This window comes from Marinobacter sp. UBA3604 (assembly GCF_002375325.1).
In the GTDB taxonomy this organism is placed as follows: domain Bacteria; phylum Pseudomonadota; class Gammaproteobacteria; order Pseudomonadales; family Oleiphilaceae; genus Marinobacter; species Marinobacter salarius.
The window spans coordinates 37,583-55,575 of sequence record NZ_DFMB01000021.1 but is presented as its reverse complement, the minus strand read 5'-3'; the positions used below and the strand labels follow the sequence as shown (position 1 = coordinate 55,575).

17 protein-coding genes and 1 tRNA gene are annotated in these 17,993 nt (G+C 57.3%); 1 reads left to right on the top strand and 17 read right to left on the bottom strand.

All coding sequences use genetic code 11. The features are described from left to right. Positions 1-13: 13 nt before the first annotated feature. From B2590_RS06210 to trmJ, 4 genes are all read right to left on the bottom strand, one after another. Entirely contained in the window at positions 14-1,162 is a 1,149-nt protein-coding gene (locus tag B2590_RS06210; RefSeq protein ID WP_286811979.1) for an IscS subfamily cysteine desulfurase, read from the bottom strand. Positions 1,163-1,182: 20 nt separating this feature from the next. Next, complete coding sequence (gene iscR, locus B2590_RS06205; RefSeq protein WP_286811980.1) at positions 1,183-1,680, bottom strand: Fe-S cluster assembly transcriptional regulator IscR; 498 nt, start codon at positions 1,678-1,680, stop codon at positions 1,183-1,185. Positions 1,681-1,757: 77 nt separating this feature from the next. After that, a complete protein-coding gene (gene cysE / locus B2590_RS06200) occupies positions 1,758-2,531 on the bottom strand; it encodes a serine O-acetyltransferase (RefSeq protein WP_267285172.1) in 774 nt (257 codons plus the stop codon). Positions 2,532-2,535: 4 nt separating this feature from the next. Next, the gene (gene trmJ / locus B2590_RS06195) at positions 2,536-3,390 is read right to left on the bottom strand and encodes a tRNA (cytosine(32)/uridine(32)-2'-O)-methyltransferase TrmJ (protein WP_286811982.1); all 855 of its coding nucleotides are present in this window, start codon (positions 3,388-3,390) and stop codon (positions 2,536-2,538) included. Between the two features lie 184 nt (positions 3,391-3,574). Between trmJ and B2590_RS06190 the strand changes: the two genes are divergently transcribed. Continuing rightward, positions 3,575-4,372, top strand: a complete 798-nt coding sequence (locus B2590_RS06190; RefSeq protein WP_127401116.1) for an inositol monophosphatase family protein — start codon at positions 3,575-3,577, stop codon at positions 4,370-4,372. Between the two features lie 79 nt (positions 4,373-4,451). On the opposite strand, the gene secF is transcribed toward B2590_RS06190, so the two are convergent. The 13 genes from secF to B2590_RS06125 all read right to left on the bottom strand — a co-directional run bounded on the left by secF (position 4,452) and on the right by B2590_RS06125 (position 17,950). Then, positions 4,452-5,408 (bottom strand): protein translocase subunit SecF, encoded by a 957-nt coding sequence (gene secF / locus B2590_RS06185; protein WP_127401114.1) that lies wholly within the window; start codon positions 5,406-5,408, stop codon positions 4,452-4,454. Next, positions 5,401-7,275, bottom strand: coding sequence for a protein translocase subunit SecD (gene secD / locus B2590_RS06180; protein WP_127401112.1), 1,875 nt, complete (start codon positions 7,273-7,275; stop codon positions 5,401-5,403). The genes secF and secD overlap by 8 nt, the downstream gene beginning before the upstream one ends. Before the next feature lie 80 nt (positions 7,276-7,355). Beyond that, positions 7,356-7,718: a preprotein translocase subunit YajC gene (gene yajC / locus B2590_RS06175; protein WP_127401110.1), complete on the bottom strand. Its 363-nt coding sequence runs from the start codon at positions 7,716-7,718 to the stop codon at positions 7,356-7,358. A gap of 60 nt (positions 7,719-7,778) precedes the next feature. Then, positions 7,779-8,897 (bottom strand): tRNA guanosine(34) transglycosylase Tgt, encoded by a 1,119-nt coding sequence (tgt, locus tag B2590_RS06170; RefSeq protein ID WP_127402378.1) that lies wholly within the window; start codon positions 8,895-8,897, stop codon positions 7,779-7,781. 10 nt (positions 8,898-8,907) lie between these two features. Continuing rightward, positions 8,908-10,002 (bottom strand): tRNA preQ1(34) S-adenosylmethionine ribosyltransferase-isomerase QueA, encoded by a 1,095-nt coding sequence (queA, locus tag B2590_RS06165; RefSeq protein ID WP_127401108.1) that lies wholly within the window; start codon positions 10,000-10,002, stop codon positions 8,908-8,910. 38 nt (positions 10,003-10,040) lie between these two features. Next, a tRNA-Leu gene (locus B2590_RS06160) sits at positions 10,041-10,127 on the bottom strand. Between the two features lie 81 nt (positions 10,128-10,208). Next, positions 10,209-11,420: a flagellar hook-associated protein FlgL gene (gene flgL, locus B2590_RS06155; protein WP_127401106.1), complete on the bottom strand. Its 1,212-nt coding sequence runs from the start codon at positions 11,418-11,420 to the stop codon at positions 10,209-10,211. Between the two features lie 19 nt (positions 11,421-11,439). Next, positions 11,440-13,488, bottom strand: a complete 2,049-nt coding sequence (flgK, locus tag B2590_RS06150) for a flagellar hook-associated protein FlgK (protein WP_127401105.1) — start codon at positions 13,486-13,488, stop codon at positions 11,440-11,442. A gap of 5 nt (positions 13,489-13,493) precedes the next feature. Then, on the bottom strand, positions 13,494-14,486 hold the full coding sequence (gene flgJ, locus B2590_RS06145; protein WP_127401103.1) for a flagellar assembly peptidoglycan hydrolase FlgJ: 993 nt from the start codon (positions 14,484-14,486) through the stop codon (positions 13,494-13,496). 11 nt (positions 14,487-14,497) lie between these two features. Beyond that, positions 14,498-15,595: a flagellar basal body P-ring protein FlgI gene (locus tag B2590_RS06140; protein WP_127401101.1), complete on the bottom strand. Its 1,098-nt coding sequence runs from the start codon at positions 15,593-15,595 to the stop codon at positions 14,498-14,500. Continuing rightward, positions 15,592-16,242 (bottom strand): flagellar basal body L-ring protein FlgH, encoded by a 651-nt coding sequence (flgH, locus tag B2590_RS06135; RefSeq protein ID WP_412535616.1) that lies wholly within the window; start codon positions 16,240-16,242, stop codon positions 15,592-15,594. The genes B2590_RS06140 and flgH overlap by 4 nt, the downstream gene beginning before the upstream one ends. Before the next feature lie 81 nt (positions 16,243-16,323). After that, entirely contained in the window at positions 16,324-17,112 is a 789-nt protein-coding gene (gene flgG, locus B2590_RS06130) for a flagellar basal-body rod protein FlgG (RefSeq protein WP_127401099.1), read from the bottom strand. An 85-nt stretch (positions 17,113-17,197) separates the two neighbouring features. Continuing rightward, positions 17,198-17,950, bottom strand: a complete 753-nt coding sequence (locus tag B2590_RS06125; RefSeq protein ID WP_127401097.1) for a flagellar basal body rod protein FlgF — start codon at positions 17,948-17,950, stop codon at positions 17,198-17,200. Positions 17,951-17,993 lie beyond the last annotated feature (43 nt).

Below are 17,993 nucleotides of genomic sequence, written 5' to 3'. Positions count from 1 at the left end.
CGGAGGCAACTGCCTACCGCACTGAACGGAGACGGGTAACAACGTCAACGATTTGCGCCGCTGCGAAGTCAATTTCCTCTTCCGTTGAAAAGCGTCCAAAGGAAAACCGGAGCGCCCGATGCGCCTGCTCATCATCCAGACCAATACCCTTGAGCACAAACGAAGGCTCAATGGTGGCCGACGAGCAGGCTGAACCGGACGAAACCGCCAGTTCCCGCAAGCCCAGCATCAGGGATTCGGCATCGACACCTGCAAATGAGAGGTTGATGATACCCGGGACCCGATGCTCGGCACTGCCGTTGAGCGTCACACCTTCAAGCCCTTCAAGGCCTGACAGGAAGCGCTTGCGCAGCAATTCCAGTCGCGCCTTCTCCTGCTCCAGTTTTTCACCGGCCAGATCAAAGGCTTTGCCCATGCCGACTATCTGATGCGTGGGCAGTGTCCCGGAACGCATACCCCGTTCATGGCCACCCCCATGAATCTGGGATTCAATTCGCACGTCCGGCGAACGCCGCACATAGAGGGCTCCAATACCCTTGGGCCCATAAACCTTGTGCCCGGACAGTGATAACAGGTCCACCGGCATGCCCCCCACATTCACCTCTGTCTTCCCAGCCGCCTGAGCTGCGTCCACATGAAACAACACACCGCGTTCGCGAAGCATGGCACCGATGGCAGCGATATCTGTCTGGCTACCCAGTTCATTGTTGACCATCATCAGGCTGACCAAAGCAGTATTATTCCGAAGCGCACCTTCGACCTGCTGGCAGGACACACGTCCGTCAGCTCCAGGTTTCAGCCAGGTCACCTCAACCCCCTGCCCTTCAAGCCACTTGCAGGTATCAAGCACCGCCTTGTGTTCAATCATCGACGTCACAACGTGCGGGTTGCTCTTACCTGCGACCGCACCCTTGATGGCAAGGTTGTCGGATTCGGTAGCACCGGACGTCCACACGATCTCACGAGGGTCCGCATGAAGCAGATTCGCCACCTGCCGGCGAGCGCCTTCAACCGCAGCTTCAGCCTGCCAGCCAAAGCCATGGGAGCGGGATGCAGGGTTGCCAAACACGCCATCGGGTGTCAGGTATTTGAGCATTTCTTCAGCAACGGCAGGGTCTACGGGCGTGGTGGCCGCATAATCCAGATAGACGGGCTTTTTCATAGAAGTTTCAGGATAGTCGTTCAGGCCGGCGCCTGATCCGTGAGGCGCTCGGTGTTAATCGTCTGTGAGTCGCCGTCGGAATGGCGCCTGTTCTGCCGGCTGGCAACCACCTGAATCTCCCGCTTTCGCATCAGGTCCCCAAGACTGATATCGCTGAGGAACTGATGGATCTGATCGCTGAGATCAGACCACAGGTGGTGGGTCAGGCATTTTTCGCCATTCTGGCAATCACCCTTGTTGCCGCAACGGGTGGTATCCAGGGATTCACTGACCGCATCGACGACTTCCGCGATAAAGACGGCGTCTGCCTCACGGGTCAGGCGATAACCACCGCCGGGCCCCCGGATACTGGTCACCAGCTTGTGACGGCGAAGGCGGGAAAACAACTGCTCGAGATACGAGAGGGAAATCTCCTGCCGGGCAGATATGTCAGCCAGACTCACCGGCCCCTGATCCCCATGAAGGGCGAGATCCAGCATTGCCGTCACCGCATAGCGGCCTTTGGTGGTCAGTCTCATAACGTCAGCCCCGGTCAGGGATTGATTCGGCTTTAACAACGCCGAGTATGAATTGACCAACCAAAACAGTCAAGTATTCACCGTTGCGACGGCTCGTCGTCCCGCACACAGTCGAAATCCTCTTCCTGCAGCGGCGGCAACTCGCCATTCTGGTACTCACTGTTCACTTTGCGAAGCGCTTTGCACATGTTCTCAATGCGATCATCCACAACGTGCATATGATCCAGCAGGCTGCGCATCGCCCGGGCTACCGGGTCCGGCATCTCCTCGGTCACGCCATAGGCATCAAAGCCCATGCGCTCTTCCATTTCCTTACGCCGGGCGTCATCTTCCCCTTTGCGCTTCACCACCACCCGGCCAGGAATACCGACAACCGTCGCACCCGGCGGAACCTCTTTGGTCACCACGGAGTTGGAGCCAATCTTGGCGCCTTCGCCTACCGTAAACGGCCCGAGGATCTTGGCACCGGCACCCACCACAACACCGTCACCCAGCGTCGGATGGCGCTTACCCTTGTTCCAACTGGTACCACCCAGGGTAACGCCCTGATATAAAGTGACATCGTCACCGATCACCGTGGTCTCACCAATCACGACACCCATGCCGTGATCGATAAAGAAACGCCGCCCGATCGTGGCGCCGGGATGAATTTCAATGCCGGTCAGCCAGCGGGCAATCGAGGAAAACGTTCGTGCTACCCACATCAGACCGAGGCCCCAAAGCCAATGCGAGAACCGGTGGCACATCAGTGCGTGCAAACCCGGGTAATTGGTCAGCACTTCGAAAGTATTGCGAGCGGCGGGATCACGATGAAACACACTGTTCACATCTTCCCTAAGACGTTCAAACATAACCCTATTCCTGTTCACCGGCCGTTGAACCAGCCTTTGACGTATTTTTTGCAGTTTCCGCAGTACCTGCCGACTTCTGCACGGCGGTCAGTATCCCCCGCAGGATGTTGATTTCCATCTGATCCAGTCCAGCACGCTGGAACAGCCGCCGCAACCGCGTCATCAACTGGCGGGGGTTGTCCCGGCGGTGAAAGTCCACATCCACAAGCACCTGCTCCAGATGACTGAAAAAACCCTCTACATCGCGGACGGGCGCGGGCGGCACATCCCAGCCTTCATCCCCAGGCGCCATCATAGGCCTGAGATATGGGCTGCTGCCTCCACCTTCAAGGCCTCTTAGATAATGCATGCGCAATTCATAGCACATTACCTGAACCGCCATGGCCAGATTCAAGGAGCTGTAATCCGGATTTGAGGGAATATGAATGTGGAAATGACAGCGCTGCAACTCGTCATTGCTCAGCCCATGGTTCTCACGCCCGAAGACCAATGCCACCTGCCCCGCTTCCGACTGTTGGGAGGCCTTGGCCGCCGCGTCTGGTGGAGCAATGACCGGCCACGGGACCTTTCGCCCCCTGGCGCTGGTACCCATGACGCACACACAATCGGCAATGGCGTCATCCAGAGTAGAGACAACCGTGGCTTTGTCGAGTATATCGGAGGCGCCCGCCGCACGGGCGTAGGAGGCCTCATCGGGAAAGGACACAGGGTTCACCAGCCACAAATTTCCCATACCCATGTTTTTCATGGCCCTGGCGACCGCACCGATGTTGCCGGAATGGGAGGTCTCAACCAGGACAATCCTGATCTGGTCGTTGTAGGTGTCAGGACCCTCCAGGGGCTTAGCTGGCTTGTGCATGGCGGTAGAATCTCTGTAAAAACTGGAAAGGTACGCATGATAACAGATCCACCCCCTTCCCCGCCTCTCCGGATATGCTCTGATACAGCGCCATCCGTGACATTGCGGATTGGAAAAACATACAAGGCGGGTCAGTTTTTGATATGCTATGCGGCCTTCACACACCCGGATAATGAACACTCAGATGCAACCAGCAATCAAAATGGCCCTGCGCGTCGCGCGTCAGGGGTCCGACTATCTGAAAGCACACTTCGAACGCCAGGAACCCAACGGCGACAGCGAAGACCGCCGCAAGCAACTGGAGCGGGTCGAACAGTCCATTTACGACAATTTTTCCGAACAGCTCGATAAAGCATACAAGGACCACGCCATCGCTCCTTTGAACGAGGCGGACGCCGACGGCAATGACAAGAGCTGGCATATTTTCCCGGTACTCGGGCGTGAGAATTTTTTGCGCGGCATTCCTGACTTCGCCGTTGCGTTGCTGCAAAAGAAGAACAACCGCACCGAGAACCTGCTGCTGATCAACCCGGTTACCGGTGAAGAATACTCCGCCAGCCGTGGCCATGGGGCCGCGCTCAACAGCCGGCGAGTGCGTACCAGCGACGTCAAGCATGCCGACCGAGCAGCCGTGGTCAGCAACCTTCTCGACCAGACCCGCTCTTCTGACGACCCACTGATGTGGGGCGAGATGGCATCCTTGCTTGCACGTGACAGCAGCCTGTTTCGAACCGCTGGTTGTGTAGCCCTTGATATCGCCCGGGTGGCATCCGGCCATCTGGACGCCGCAGTCATTTTCCGCCCTGAGCCGGCTGACCTGGCCATCGGCGTCACGTTGGCACTGGAGTCCGGCGCCCTGACCGGCGACTTCTCCGGAAATCCTTCGACGGAAAAAGCAAAGCAGTTGATCGTCGCAAACCCCAAGCTGTTCCGGGAAGTGCTCAAAACACTTCACCCGTTCCGGGGCCGACTGCCTCGCTAGGCATAAAGGCCAAAAGCCGGGCACAAAAAAGCCGCAACACCCAATGGGGGTTGCGGCTTTTTTATGGCTGACCGACGGCTTACATCCGATTCAGCCACTCGGGCGGCTGCTCTTCTTCCTCTTCCTGCCCCGCAAGACCTTCCTTCGGCGGAACGATCAGGTCTTCCCGTGCAACACCCAGGGCAACCAGCAGGTTTGCTGACACATAGATGGATGAGTAGGTACCCACCACCACACCGATGATCAGAGCAAGCGCAAAGTTGTTGATCGCTTCACCACCCAGGAAATACAAGGCGAACAGAACCACCAATGTCGTACCTGAAGTGTTGATGGTCCGGCTGATGGTTTGATGAATGGACTCGTTGATGATGTGCTCGGAGCCCCCTTCACGCATCTTGCGAAAGTTCTCGCGAATCCGGTCTGCCACCACGATGGTGTCGTTGAGGGAATAACCGATAACCGCCAGCAACGCCGCCAGGACACTGAGATCAAACGTCCACTGGAACAGCGCAAACACACCCAACACGATGATGACGTCGTGGGCCAGGGGCACAACAGAGGCAATGCCAAATTTGAACTGGAACCGCATGCCAACGTAAATCAGCACAACTGCCAGCGCGATGAGCATACCCAGGCCACTGTCTTCCTTCAGCTCGTCGCCAACCTGGGAGCCGACAAATTCGGAGCTCACCAGCTCAAGCTCGTTACCACCGGCCGACAGCGCGGCCGTGACTTCAGCGGCCAACTGGTCGTTCTCGGACTCTGCCATTCGCACCAGCACCGTGGTATCCGAACCAAAGTTCTGGACCACGAACTGCTCGTATCCCGCGCTCTCCAGGGTTTGGCGAACATTGTCCAAGGCGGGTGCCTGCTGGTATTCCAGCTCAACGGAGGTACCACCGGTAAAATCCAGCCCGAGGTTCAGGCCGCGCACTGCCAGCAACGCAATGGCCGCAACAACCAGCGCAATGGACACAACGGAAGCTATCTTCCGAAAGCCCATAAAATCGATAGGTTTCTTCTCTACTTCAGACATTGGCCAGCTTCCCCCCAATCGACAGCTTTTCAACCTGTCGACCGCCGTATACAAGATTTACGATGCTGCGACTGACCATCAGCCCGGAGAACATCGACGTAAGAATACCGATCGACAGTGTCACCGCGAACCCTTTCACGGGGCCGGACCCCATGGCGAACAGGATCACCGCCACCAACAGGGTGGTGATGTTGGCATCGAAAATCGAAACGAAGGCCCGGGAGTAACCGGAGTTTATCGCCGACTGCGGCGGTATGCCCGATTTCAACTCTTCCTTTATGCGCTCGAAAATAAGCACATTGGCGTCAACCGCCATACCCACTGTCAGCACGATACCGGCAATACCCGGCAACGTCAGGGTTGCGGAGAGAATCGACATACATGCGATCAGCAGCATCAGGTTAAGCGTCAGCGCAATGTTGGCGATAACGCCAAAGCCACGGTAGTACACCACCATGTAGCAGAGGACCAACACAAAGCCGAGCAGGACCGACATCATGCCGGCATCAATGTTCTTCTGCCCAAGGCTGGGACCAATCGTCCGCTCCTGGACAAAGTACATTGGCGCGGCCAACGAACCGGCCCGCAGCAGCAAGGCCAACTCCGCTGCTTCAGGGATGGAATCCAGTCCGGTAATCCGGAAACTGCTTCCCAGCGCAGACTGGATCGTCGCCAGGCTGATGATACCCTTCTCGACAACGCGGTTGTCGACCGTGCGGGTTTCACCATCCACAACCACTTCTTCCGTTTCTGTCCGGTATTCGATAAAGAGGACCGCCATGCGACGCCCAATGGCGTTGCGGGTTGAGCGGTTCATCAAGTCGCCGCCCACCGAGTCCATGGTGATGTTGACCTGTGGCTGGCCGTTCTCGTCGAACGCCTGTTGTGCGTTAGAGACATTGTCACCGGTGACGATCACCTCCCGCTCGAGACGGGCTTCACGGTTGGGGTTGTCACGGAACGGGAACGTCTCGATATCAGCGGATGAGGCATCCTGACGGGCCTCAAGACGGAATTCCAGGTTGGCCGTAGCACCCAGTACACGCTTGGCCGCAGCGGTATCCTGCACACCGGGCAATTCCACAATAATGCGGTCCGCTCCCTGGCGCTGCACCAAAGGCTCCGCCACACCAAGCTCGTTCACCCGGTTGCGGATGGTGGTCAGGTTTTGCTCCAGCGCGTAGTCCTGTATGGACTTCACCTCGGCTTCCGACATCGACAGAACCAGAAGATACTCACCTTCCTCAGTCCGCTCGTCTAACAGGAACTGGTTGTACTGGTCGCGGATCAGGTCAAACGCTTCGCTGCGGGAACTTTCGTCGCGGAAACTCAGAACAATGGAACGGTTGCCTTCCACATCGCCACCACGGTAGCGAACACGCTCTTCACGTAACTCACGCTTGATCTGACCAGACATGGCCTCAAGGCGCTGGTCGACGGCTGTTTCCATATCCACTTCCAGCAGGAAATGAACACCACCCCGAAGGTCAAGGCCAAGCTTCATCGGGCCGGCACCAACGCTTTCCAGCCATTCCGGCGTGGAAGGGGCCATATTCAGCGCCACCAGATAGTCCCTGCCAAGCGCCTCTTGCACAATCGGCCGGGCTCTCAGTTGGGATTCGGCATCGTTCAGGCGGATCAGTGCGTCGCGCTCCTGCAACTCGGATTCCTTAACCTGGATTCCGTCGGCTTCGAGCGCATCAACAGCCCTGTCGAGAATCCGCTGATCGACTTCGGTACTGCTCCGGGCACCAGTGATCTGTACGGCGAAATCGTCGGGAAAGACGTTAGGCAAGGCATAGACGAACCCGATCACCAGCGCGATCACGATAACCAGGTTTTTCCAGAGCGGATACTTGTTCAGCATGAGGTCCCTTTAAGCCGGCCAATGGACCGGCGGTGATGTTTCAGCGTGGCAAATTCAGACCTGAGTCGAAAACCGGTCGATCAGATGTCCTTCAGAGTTCCTTTCGGAAGTGCCGCTGCAACAGCAACTTTCTGAACCTTGACTTCAACGTTGTCGGCGATTTCAACCACGATAAAATCATCGGCAACCTTGGTGATCTTGCCAGCTACGCCGCCAGAGGTAACCACTTCATCGCCTTTGTCCAGGCCGGCCATCAGCGCCTTGTGCTCCTTTGCTCGCTTGGACTGAGGGCGCCAGATCAGGAAATAGAAAATCAGGATAAAGCCGGCAAAGAAGATCACCTGCCCCATCACTCCCATGCCCTGGGCACCCGCGTCCTGTGCCATGGCCAGTGCCGGCATCGCAGCAAAGAGTGCAGCAACAAGTAACTTGATCGATTTCATTGATTATCTCCGTTTTTAAGAAAAGTTCAGGTAGCGGTTCAGAATCGGCTTATCCCGCAGTCACTGCGCCATTGGCGGCACGGTTTCACCCCGGCGGGCATAGAAGTCGCTAATAAAGTCCGACAATGTACCTGCTTCAATTGCGCCACGCAATCCAGCCATCACGTTCTGGTAGTAACGCAGATTGTGGATCGTATTGAGTTGCGAGCCGAGCATTTCTCCACATTTATCGAGATGATGCAGGTAACTTCTCGAAAAATTCTCACAGGTGTAGCAGTCACACTGGTCGTCCAGCGGCGCGGTATCGTGCCGATGCCTGGCATTGCGGATCTTGATGATGCCGGTGGAGGTAAACAGGTAACCGTTGCGGGCGTTTCTCGTGGGCATTACGCAGTCAAACATGTCTACGCCACGGCGCACAGCTTCCACAAGATCCTCGGGCCGGCCTACGCCCATCAGGTAGCGCGGGCGGTCTTCCGGCATTCTTGGTGGCAGGTAGTCGAGGATACGGATCATATCCTCTTTGGGTTCGCCCACCGACAATCCGCCAATGGCGTAGCCGTCAAATCCAATCTCCGTTAACCCTTCCAGTGATCGGTCCCGCAGCGATTCGTACATCCCACCCTGAACGATGCCGAACAGCGCGGCCGGGTTATCAGCATGTGCCTGCTTGCTCCGCGCCGCCCAACGCAGCGACAGCTCCATGGACTCACTCGCCTGCTTCTCGGTGGCCGGGTACGGCGTACACTCATCAAAAATCATCACGATGTCCGACCCGAGATCCCGCTGCACCTGCATGGCAATCTCCGGTGACAGCTCTACCGGAGAGCCGTCTATTGGCGACCGGAACGTCACGCCCGCTTCGGTGATCTTTCGCATCTCACCAAGGCTGAAGACCTGAAAGCCACCGGAGTCGGTGAGGATCGGGCCTTGCCACTGGGTAAAGTCATGCAAATCGCCATGGGCCTTCACTACTTCCGTACCCGGCCGCAGCATCAGGTGGAAGGTGTTGCCAAGAATGATCTCGGCCCCGATATCCTTGATGTCCCTCGGCAGCATACCCTTGACGGTGCCGTAGGTGCCCACCGGCATGAAAGCCGGGGTTTCCACCGTGCCCCGGGGAAACGTCAGGCGTCCGCGTCGCGCACGGCCATCGTCCCCGAGTTTTTCAAAGGACATATAACACTGGTCACTCATCATTGTTCTCCGGATTCCGGCTGCCCTTGCCTGAACAGGATGAAAGGGCGCCCAGGCTTGGCTCCTGCGCGGTGATAAACATCGCATCACCGTAACTGAAAAAGCGATAACGCTCGGCGACAGCCGCTTGATAGGCCGACATCACGTTCTGATAGCCGGCAAAGGCGCTGACCAGCATGATCAACGTCGACTCCGGCAGGTGAAAGTTCGTCACCATGACGTCCACGGCCTGGAAACGGTAGCCGGGGTAAATAAAAATGTCGGTTTCGCCCTGAAAAGGTCGAACCATCCCGCCACGACTGGCCGATTCCAGGGATCGCACCGAGGTGGTACCAACGGCAATGACACGACCGCCCCGGGCACGAGCCGCATTCACCGCATCAACCGTGGCTTGCGGTACATGGGCCACCTCGCTGTGCATGACATGGTCTTCAATACCTTCCACCCGCACCGGCTGAAATGTACCAGCGCCTACGTGCAAGGTCACAAACGCGGTTTCAACGCCCATGGATTCAAGCTCAGTCAGAATCCGGTCATCAAAATGCAGACCTGCGGTCGGAGCCGCCACAGCACCCGCTTCCCGGGCGTACACCGTCTGGTAGCGTTCGCGGTCCGAGGATTCATCCGGGCGGTCAACATAAGGAGGCAGCGGCATGTGGCCAATGCGCTCAAGAACATCAAGGACCGGCTCGTCGCTGTCACAGTGCAGATGAAACAACGCATCATCCCGACCGTTCATGCGTAACGACGTGCCATCTTCAAGCAGCACTTTCTGGCCTTCTTTTAGAGCTTTGGAGGCCCGTACGTGAGCGAGAATATCCTGCTCTCCAAGGACACGCTCAACCAGAACTTCCACCTGGCCACCGGTTTCCTTGCGGCCAAAAAGGCGAGCGGGAATCACCCGTGTGTCGTTGAAGACCAGTAGGTCGCCCGGCTGAAGCAGGCCTGGAAGATCGGTAAACCGTAAGTGCCTGATGTCACCGGACAGCCCATCGAGACTGAGCAAACGGGACGCACTGCGCTCTTTGAGGGGATACCGGGCAATAAGTTCATCCGGTAGATCAAAGTGAAAATCAGAGACGTTCATTGGATGGACTGTTTACACCGCGTTGAGCGGATCTTAAATGGTAGCGGCGGGCGGACTCGAACCGCCACGGGTTTTACCCCAACGGATTTTGAATCCGTCGTGTCTACCAATTTCACCACGCCGCCATCGGAGAGTGCTGGGGATTATACTGAGGTTGAATCTGAAAGCAATAACAAGTGCCGGACTTCCTTGTTCCGGCAGGCTTTTTACAGGCGATCGAACAACGACAACTGGGAAACCTGGGCAAACGACTGCTGCGCAGCCTGCAGCACAAAGCTCTGGAAGCTCAGATTGCTGATAGCCTCGGCGTAGTCCACGTCACGCAGTTGCGAACGGATGTCCTCACTGTACACAGACGAGTCTTCCAGGAACGATTTAGTGGAGTCCACCGCGTTCAGACGTCCGCCAAGCTCGGTTTGCTTCTGGACAATGCTTTCCTGCGCACTGTCCAGGTTCTGCAGAGAGGCCGCGATCAGGTCGTCATAGGCGGCCTGCCCTGCCGGTGAACTCTTGTCGATGTTGTCGAGGCCGTCAATCAGGTTCTCGATGGTAGCGAATACCGACTGTTTTTCACCAGCGCGAAGAGTGAATTCATCACCATTGCCCGCGTCAGTGATTGTCGCCTGTACCCCGGCAACTTCAAATGGCTCACCACTGGTGTACGCTGCTGGTGTAACCGTCAGCGACGCCCCCGTGCGGCTATTTACCGCGCTGACCGTTCCGGTCCCGGTGTCTACGGTAATGGTAATATCATCAGGCGAGACAGTGGAAAGCCCCCCTTCGTCAACCACCTCGATGCCGTCTATTCGCGCCGCTGCCGCGTTACCGGGGTCACTCTCTGCAAACACCGCCGCGGGAATGGATGAATAGATGCCTTTACCATGGTCGCTGATAGGCACCGTGACGCCGTCATCAATCTCCAGCACGCGCTGGCCCTCATCACCCTGATACACCCAACTACCGGACGCATCTTTCCCAAAGGCGGCCGTGGAACCCTGGAAGCCACTGAAAATGTATTCGCCGGACGCATCACGGGTATTGGCGATGTTGGCCAACTGCCCGATGCGCTCTTTCATTTCCGAGGAGATGGATTTGCGATCATTCGGTGACAGCGAGCCGTTACCAGCCTGGACGGTCAGCTCCCGGATCCGCTGGATAACATCCACCGAACTGGCCAGAGCGCTCTCCTCCTGCTGCAACCGGTTTTCTGCGAGCCCTGCGTTGCGCTGGTAGGTCTCGATCCGGGACAGCTCCTGATCAAGCTTCAGGATACGCGCCGCCGCAACCGGGTCGTCCGACGGCTTATTGACCCGCTTGCCGGTCGAAATCTGCTCCTGGGTCTGGTTCAGGCTGCTATTCAGCTCCTGCAGCCGGTTTATACCGCCGGAGAATATCTGTTGTGATGAAATTCTGATCATGTCACATCACCTCGCACTGCTACCGGAAACTCTGTAACAGGGTATTGAACAAATCCTGGGCCACGCTCACCACCTGGGCGGACGCGTTGTAGGCCGCCTGATACTGGATCAGTTTGCCGGCCTCTTCGTCCAGGTTGACGCCTGAGACGGATTCCCGCTGATTGGTCGACTGCTCCAGCAGCGTGCTGCCAGCGTCTTTATCCAGCTGGCTCTGCCGGGTTTTCACACCAATATCTTCCACCAACCCTGCGTAGCCCTCGGCGAAACTCTGGCTGCCGTTGTTAAGGGTATTCTCGGTTCCCAACGCCGCCAGGAACTCAGCATTGCGGTTGTCCGACACACCGTTGGTGTTGTAATCGATGCTGAACGAATCCCCGGGCCTTGGGTTGCCGGAGATCTCGAACTGAAAGCCCAGATAATCCGGCGAGCGCGGATCCTCAGTGAACAGCTTATTGGACTGGCCGGCCTGGAACACATTGACCGGAGGCACTGCCGCGGCATCACCGGCCTGCAGCACTGTGTTCGTGTTGGCATCGACAATGTCATAGACCAGCTGGCCGCCATCGTCACGGAACTGGATGTCCAGCGGCGGGTCCAGTTGCCCGTCCTGCCGGAAATTGCTCAGCAACGAATTGGTAAACGGGTCTCTGACATCCAGCATCTTGCCCTGGTTGATAGTGGCATCACCGGTATTATTGGCGGAACCTTCCGCCCTTACCGGGCTCGCAAATGCCAGATCCTCTTCACGATTGACTTCCAGTCCGATACTGGCGGCCGCGTTTCGGGTCGGCTCGATCAGGAAACTGTCACCGGCATTGAAGGTGCCCCCTTCAATACGAATATTGAACCCCGGCATGGATATTTCGGACTGAACCGGGTCCGGCAGGCGACCTTGGTTAACCACCTCACCCGTGGCACGATCCACCAACTCGAAATTCCGACCGTCGCCGCCAAACCGCAACGACCAACTGCCCGCAGGCAACTGGGAGCTGTCGATAATCTCGACCGCAAGTTGCGCGTCCCGCGGCGCTCCGTTATTGGTATTGGCGATTACCCGGCCACGCTGGGCTGCCTGGGAATTGATGTCGCTGAAAAACAGACCACCCAGGTCGCCCTCAAGGTCCATGCCAATTTCATGCTGCTGGTTGAGGGTTTCGGACAAGGCAATTGCAACCCTGCCAAGTTCGGCGAAGGCCGGCTGCAGAGCCTCTGACTCAAAGCGTTGCAAGCCGCCGAGTTTGCCGCCGTTGACCTGGCTGTCCACATTCAGGGTCCGGCCACCGGTCGTCAGGGTGAATTCCAATCTGGTCGGGTCTTCCGCGTTATCGCGGGTTCCCAGTTGTGCCGCCCTGTCACCAACCACCAACGCCTGCCCATTGCGCAGCGACACATTGACCTGGCTGCCTTCCGCCTGCACCACACTGATGTTGACCAGTTCAGACAACTCACGCAGCTTTTCGTCGCGCTTGTCCAGCAGCTCATTGGGTTCACGGCCCTGGGCCAAACCGGGCGATTCGGAGATCGCCAGATTCAGTTCAGCAATGCTTTTCAAAAGCGTATTGGCATCCTTGACGCCCTGCTCCATTTGCGTCTTCACGGATTCCCGCTGTTGAATGAATTCCTGATTCAGGGCTTCAAACCGGTTCACCACCTGCTGCGCTTCGCTCAACACCAATTGCCGCTGGGGCAACGATGCCGGATCTTCAGCAGCATTCTGCAGGCTGGCAAAGAAATTGTTCAGCGCATTGCTCAGGCCGGTGGATTCGCCACCAAGCAGGTTGTCCAGGCGCGACAATTCCGAGTTCAGTGCTTCCTGCTCACCAAACAGCGAGCTGTCTTCACGCACCTGTTGCGTCAGGTATTCGTTCGCCAGGCGACGGATGTCGGTGATGCTGACACCGGTACCGATAGAGCCCGCGCCGGTGCGTTGCGCCGACTGGGTTTCAAACTGCACTTCCTGCCGGCTGTAGCCAGGCGTGTTGGCATTGGTGATGTTGTTACCGGTGGTGTTCAAAGCCGCCTGGTTTCCGAGGATGCCGGTCAGACCAATATTGATAAGCCCTGCCATAATGCTTACTCCTCAGCCCCACGCGTACCCATGGACAAGGTTGTCATGGAGTCATTGTTCATAATACGGCGAATCTTCGCACCGTAGTTCGGATCGGTGGCGTACCCCGCTTCCTGAAGCCGGTTTGCAAACAACTCTGGATCATCCGCCGCCGCCAGTACATCCCGATAGCGAGGATTGGATTCGAGGAATGAAACATAATCCCGGAAGCTGGATTCATAGTCCGGGTAGGCCCGGAATGCGGCCCGTTCGTTCATCGGCACACCTTCGCGGAATTCTGTGGTGGCAATGTTCACCGACTCACCCTGCCAGCGGGTGTCTGCCTTGATGCCGAACAGGTTAAAGCTGGGCGAGCCACCATCACCTTCAATCATGTGCCTGCCCCAACCGGTTTCCAGTGCCGCCTGTGCAATCATTACTCGTGGGTTGATACCGCTTTGCGCCGCTACCTTTTCCGCGACGGGCAAGAGTTCACGGACAAACTGTTCCGGCGAGTCGAACCGGCTTGGCATGACGGTATTGGCTTCCGGCGCCGGCTCTCGGCTGGCGGTGACATCAGCCACCTGATTTACCTTGTCCATCTGCTCAGGCAGGCGCGGCGACAGTACCGGCACACTACGGTCATAATCCGCCAGCGCGGTCTTATGGGCCGCCATCGGTTCACCCTTCTCATCCATGCCAGGAATCTGCCGGCTTAGCTGGCGCACCAGGGCATCGGAAATCCCCGTACCCTGCTTTTGCGACAGCGTCAGGCTCAACTGGCTATCGAACATTTCGCGATAGAACTCCGACTGCTGGCTGTTGAGATAGTTACCCTCCGCAAATACATCACCGGCCTTACGCATAGCCTTGACCATTTCCGACAGGAACAGGCCCTCAAACTGCTTGGCCACTTCCTCAAGCGCCGCTTCTTTGTCGGTCCTGGCCTGGGCCTTCAACGCGTTCAGACCGCCAAAATCGGTATAAACCTGAGCTTTCTGGAGACTGGAATCCTGCATCACGCCCCCCCCTAAATCACAATCAGCTCGGCGCGCAAGGCGCCAGCCTGTTTGAGGGCTTCCAGCACCGCCATCACGTCACCGGGCGCGGCACCTACCTGGTTCACAGCCTGGACAATTTCGTTCAGGGTGACCGCCGGGCCAAACTGGAACATCCGGGCCGGGTCTTCGGTGATGGCTATCTGGGAATTGGGTTCTATAACCGTTTCACCATCGGTGAACGGGTTTGGCTGATTGGCTTCGGGGTTCTCTTCGATGGTGACGGTCAGGTTGCCGTGGGTCACCGCCGCCGGGCTGACCTTGACGTTCTGCCCGACCACAATGGTGCCGGTGCGGCTGTTAATCACCACCTTGGCGGCATCTTCAGCCGGGTTAACCTCAATGTTTTCCAGAATCGACAGGAAGCTCACCCGCTGGGATGGATCCCGTGGCGCCTTGACGGAGACCGAGGTGGCATCGTGGGCGTACGCCATGTCCGGGCCCAATTGACCATTAATCGCCTCCACAACCCGGCGAGCCGTTGTGAAATCAGCCCGCAACAGGTTGAACGTAATGGTATCGCCACGGGTAAAGGGCGACATCACTTCCCGCTCAATGGTGGCACCATTGGGAATCCGGCCAACACTGGGAACGTTTACGGTAATCCGCGAACCGTCGGCGCCCTGGGCACCGAAGCCACCCACCACCAGGCTACCCTGGGCCATGGCATAAACCTGGTCGTCGGCCCCCTTTAACGGCGACATCAACAGGGTACCGCCACGCAGGCTGTCGGCGTTGCCGATGGACGATACCGTAATGTCCAGCTCCTGACCCGGCTTGGCGAAGGGCGGCAGAGTCGCAGTAATGGTCACCGCAGCTACGTTGGCAAGCTTGGGATTTACGCCCGGCGGCAGGGTAATGCCGAACTGGGTCATCATGTTACGAAAGGTCTGGTTGGTAAACGGCGCTTTATCACCAGTACCATCCAGGCCAACCACCAGTCCGTAACCGACCAGCTGGTTGTTACGCACGCCCTTGATGCGCGCCAGGTCCTTCAGGCGGTCCGCCAGCACAGGCGCTGCGATCACGGAGAGCGCAATCATCAGTATCCCAAACCTCAGCATTTTCATAGCGGGAACCACTCACTGTTGAAGAACCTCGCCAGCCAGCCCATCTGGTTGGCCTGGTCGAAATCACCGGTACCGCCGTAGGCGATACGGGCATCAGCAATACGATTGGACGCCACGGTGTTGTCCGGCGAGATGTCCTCTGGACGAACAAGACCGGTCAGGCGTATATACTCGTCACCATTGGTCAGCGACAGCCACTTCTCGCCTCTTACTCTCAGCACGCCGTTAGGCAGCACCTCAGTCACCGAGACTGTAATGCTGCCAGCAAGACTGTTGCTCTGATCAGCATCGGCTCTGGTTTTAAAATCACGCTCTTTGTTAAGTGAAGTACCGATCCCGAAGTTATTCTTGCCCAGAATGTTTGGCTCGGGCAATGTGATTTCATTGTCTTTGATAATACGGGTGTCGGCATTCTTGCTAGCGCGGGTAGACTCCTCCAGATTAACTGTGAGCACATCACCAATGTTCAGAGCCACAGTATCTCCGTAAAGACTGTAGTTGCGGGCCGACTGATAGATGGCGCCAGAGTTGGGGTCACGCTGCATCATTTTATCCGCTCGAACCGGTGTATAGGCGGGGTCGTCCGGCACAGGACGTTCTCGGCTCAGCGCCGTACATCCCTGAAGTATCACCAGTCCAGCGACCATCAATACCGAGCTGATCTGGCTCAATCTGCTGTTTTCATGACGTGCACGCATCATAACTCTTCTCCCAGCGCCCTCTCATGGTTAGCCTATATTATTCGTAATAAACTGGAGCATCTGGTCAGTCGCGGAGACCACTTTTGAGTTCATCTCATAAGCTCTTTGGGTGGTAATCATGTTAACCAATTCTTCCACAACTTCCACATTGGAGGACTCCACCATGCCCTGCTCCAGAGACCCTAGGCCTAAGAGACCTGGCACACCTTCCGCCGGATCACCACTGGCGTTGGTCGCTTTGAAAAGGTTATGACCAATTGCCTGCAAGCCCTGGGGGTTAATGAAATCCACCAGGGTAATTTCGCCCAGGTTCACCGGAGCCGCCTGGTCATCGGTAACAGCCGTTACTGTGCCGTCCTTGCCAATGGTGATGTTAGTGGCGTTTTCAGGAACGTTGATGTTCGGCTCCAGGGTGTAGCCATCGGGGTTGACGATGTCGCCGTTGGAGTTCAACTGGAACTGGCCATCGCGGGTATAGGCAATCTGCCCGTCCGGGAGCAGGATCTGCATGAATCCGCGGCCGTTCACTGCCATGTCCAGGGGCTGCTCGGTGACTTCCAGGTTGCCCTGGGAAAACTGCTTGGCCGTGCCGACGATGCGAACACCGGTACCCAGTTGGAGACCGGACGGCAGCTCCGAGTTCTGGGTATTCAGACCACCGGGTTGCCGGTCAATCTGGTACAGCAGATCCTGGAACACTGCGCGGTCGCGTTTGAAACCGGTGGTGTTCACGTTAGCCAGGTTGTTGGAGATCGTGGACATATTGGTGTCCTGCGCGCTCAACCCGGTTTTGCTGACCCAAAGTGCTGGATGCATGTCGTCTACTCCTTGCCGGGGGCGTTTTCAATGCGGTCGATTTTTGCCGCTTCTGCGCTCACCCGGTCGATGTTCATAGGGTTTATCAGAGGTTCTGCAACAGTCGTGCCGACGCTTCGGCATTCTCGTTGGCGGTGGTCATTATCTTCACCTGCATTTCGTACTGACGGGACAATTGCAGATTGGAGATCATCTCTTCCACCGCGTTCACGTTGGAGCTTTCCAGAAACCCCGACGCAACGCGCATAGTGGCATCGGGCGGCTCAGGGCCATTCAGCGCCTGATCTGCCTTGCGACGAATAAAGCCATCTACGCCTTTTTCCAGCGCGTCCCGTGGTGGGTTCACCAGCTTCAGTCGATCCACCTCAACCAGCTGATCCGGCGGGCCGCCGACGGGTACCACGGAAATGGTTCCGTCCGCGCCAATCTGCACGTTATCGAATGGCGGCAGCGCTACCGGCCCGCCATTGCCCATCACCATCTCTCCGCTGGAGAGACGCATCAGGCCGTTGACGTCGATCTGCATGCCGCCGGACCGGGTGAACACTTCCTCGCCCTGCTGATTCTGCACGGCCAGCCAACCATCGCCCTCAACGGCGACGTCCAGTTTGCGGCCAGTGTCCATCAACGCACCGGCGGAAAGGTCTGTTCCAGGCCTCTCGGCCATGGCATAGGCACGTGTGGGATGGTGCTCACCAAACACCGGCATGCTGCGGGCCTGGGCGAAATCCGCCTTGAAACCGGTGGTACTGACGTTTGCCAGGTTATTGGCGTGGGCGCGCTGGGAAAGCATGTTCTGCTTGGCGCCGGACATTCCTAGATAGAGGGCTTTGTCCATGGGAAAACTCCTGCCGGAATATTGACTGTTTCCAGTCTTTCCT

Excerpts from the sequence above, each read along its gene's own strand:
- flgH (WP_412535616.1), bottom strand. The coding sequence starts at position 16,242 with ATGGTCGCTGGACTGGTGATACTTCAGGGATGTACGGCGCTGAGCCGA.
- cysE (WP_267285172.1), bottom strand. The coding sequence starts at position 2,531 with ATGTTTGAACGTCTTAGGGAAGATGTGAACAGTGTGTTTCATCGTGAT.
- trmJ (WP_286811982.1), bottom strand. The coding sequence starts at position 3,390 with ATGCACAAGCCAGCTAAGCCCCTGGAGGGTCCTGACACCTACAACGAC.
- tgt (WP_127402378.1), bottom strand. The coding sequence starts at position 8,897 with ATGTCCTTTGAAAAACTCGGGGACGATGGCCGTGCGCGACGCGGACGC.
- yajC (WP_127401110.1), bottom strand. The coding sequence starts at position 7,718 with ATGAAATCGATCAAGTTACTTGTTGCTGCACTCTTTGCTGCGATGCCG.
- secD (WP_127401112.1), bottom strand. The coding sequence starts at position 7,275 with ATGCTGAACAAGTATCCGCTCTGGAAAAACCTGGTTATCGTGATCGCG.
- flgK (WP_127401105.1), bottom strand. The coding sequence starts at position 13,488 with ATGGCAGGGCTTATCAATATTGGTCTGACCGGCATCCTCGGAAACCAG.
- flgJ (WP_127401103.1), bottom strand. The coding sequence starts at position 14,486 with ATGCAGGATTCCAGTCTCCAGAAAGCTCAGGTTTATACCGATTTTGGC.
- B2590_RS06140 (WP_127401101.1), bottom strand. The coding sequence starts at position 15,595 with ATGAAAATGCTGAGGTTTGGGATACTGATGATTGCGCTCTCCGTGATC.
- B2590_RS06125 (WP_127401097.1), bottom strand. The coding sequence starts at position 17,950 with ATGGACAAAGCCCTCTATCTAGGAATGTCCGGCGCCAAGCAGAACATG.
- secF (WP_127401114.1), bottom strand. The coding sequence starts at position 5,408 with ATGTCTGAAGTAGAGAAGAAACCTATCGATTTTATGGGCTTTCGGAAG.
- B2590_RS06210 (WP_286811979.1), bottom strand. The coding sequence starts at position 1,162 with ATGAAAAAGCCCGTCTATCTGGATTATGCGGCCACCACGCCCGTAGAC.
- flgG (WP_127401099.1), bottom strand. The coding sequence starts at position 17,112 with ATGCATCCAGCACTTTGGGTCAGCAAAACCGGGTTGAGCGCGCAGGAC.
- iscR (WP_286811980.1), bottom strand. The coding sequence starts at position 1,680 with ATGAGACTGACCACCAAAGGCCGCTATGCGGTGACGGCAATGCTGGAT.
- B2590_RS06190 (WP_127401116.1), top strand. The coding sequence starts at position 3,575 with ATGCAACCAGCAATCAAAATGGCCCTGCGCGTCGCGCGTCAGGGGTCC.
- queA (WP_127401108.1), bottom strand. The coding sequence starts at position 10,002 with ATGAACGTCTCTGATTTTCACTTTGATCTACCGGATGAACTTATTGCC.
- flgL (WP_127401106.1), bottom strand. The coding sequence starts at position 11,420 with ATGATCAGAATTTCATCACAACAGATATTCTCCGGCGGTATAAACCGG.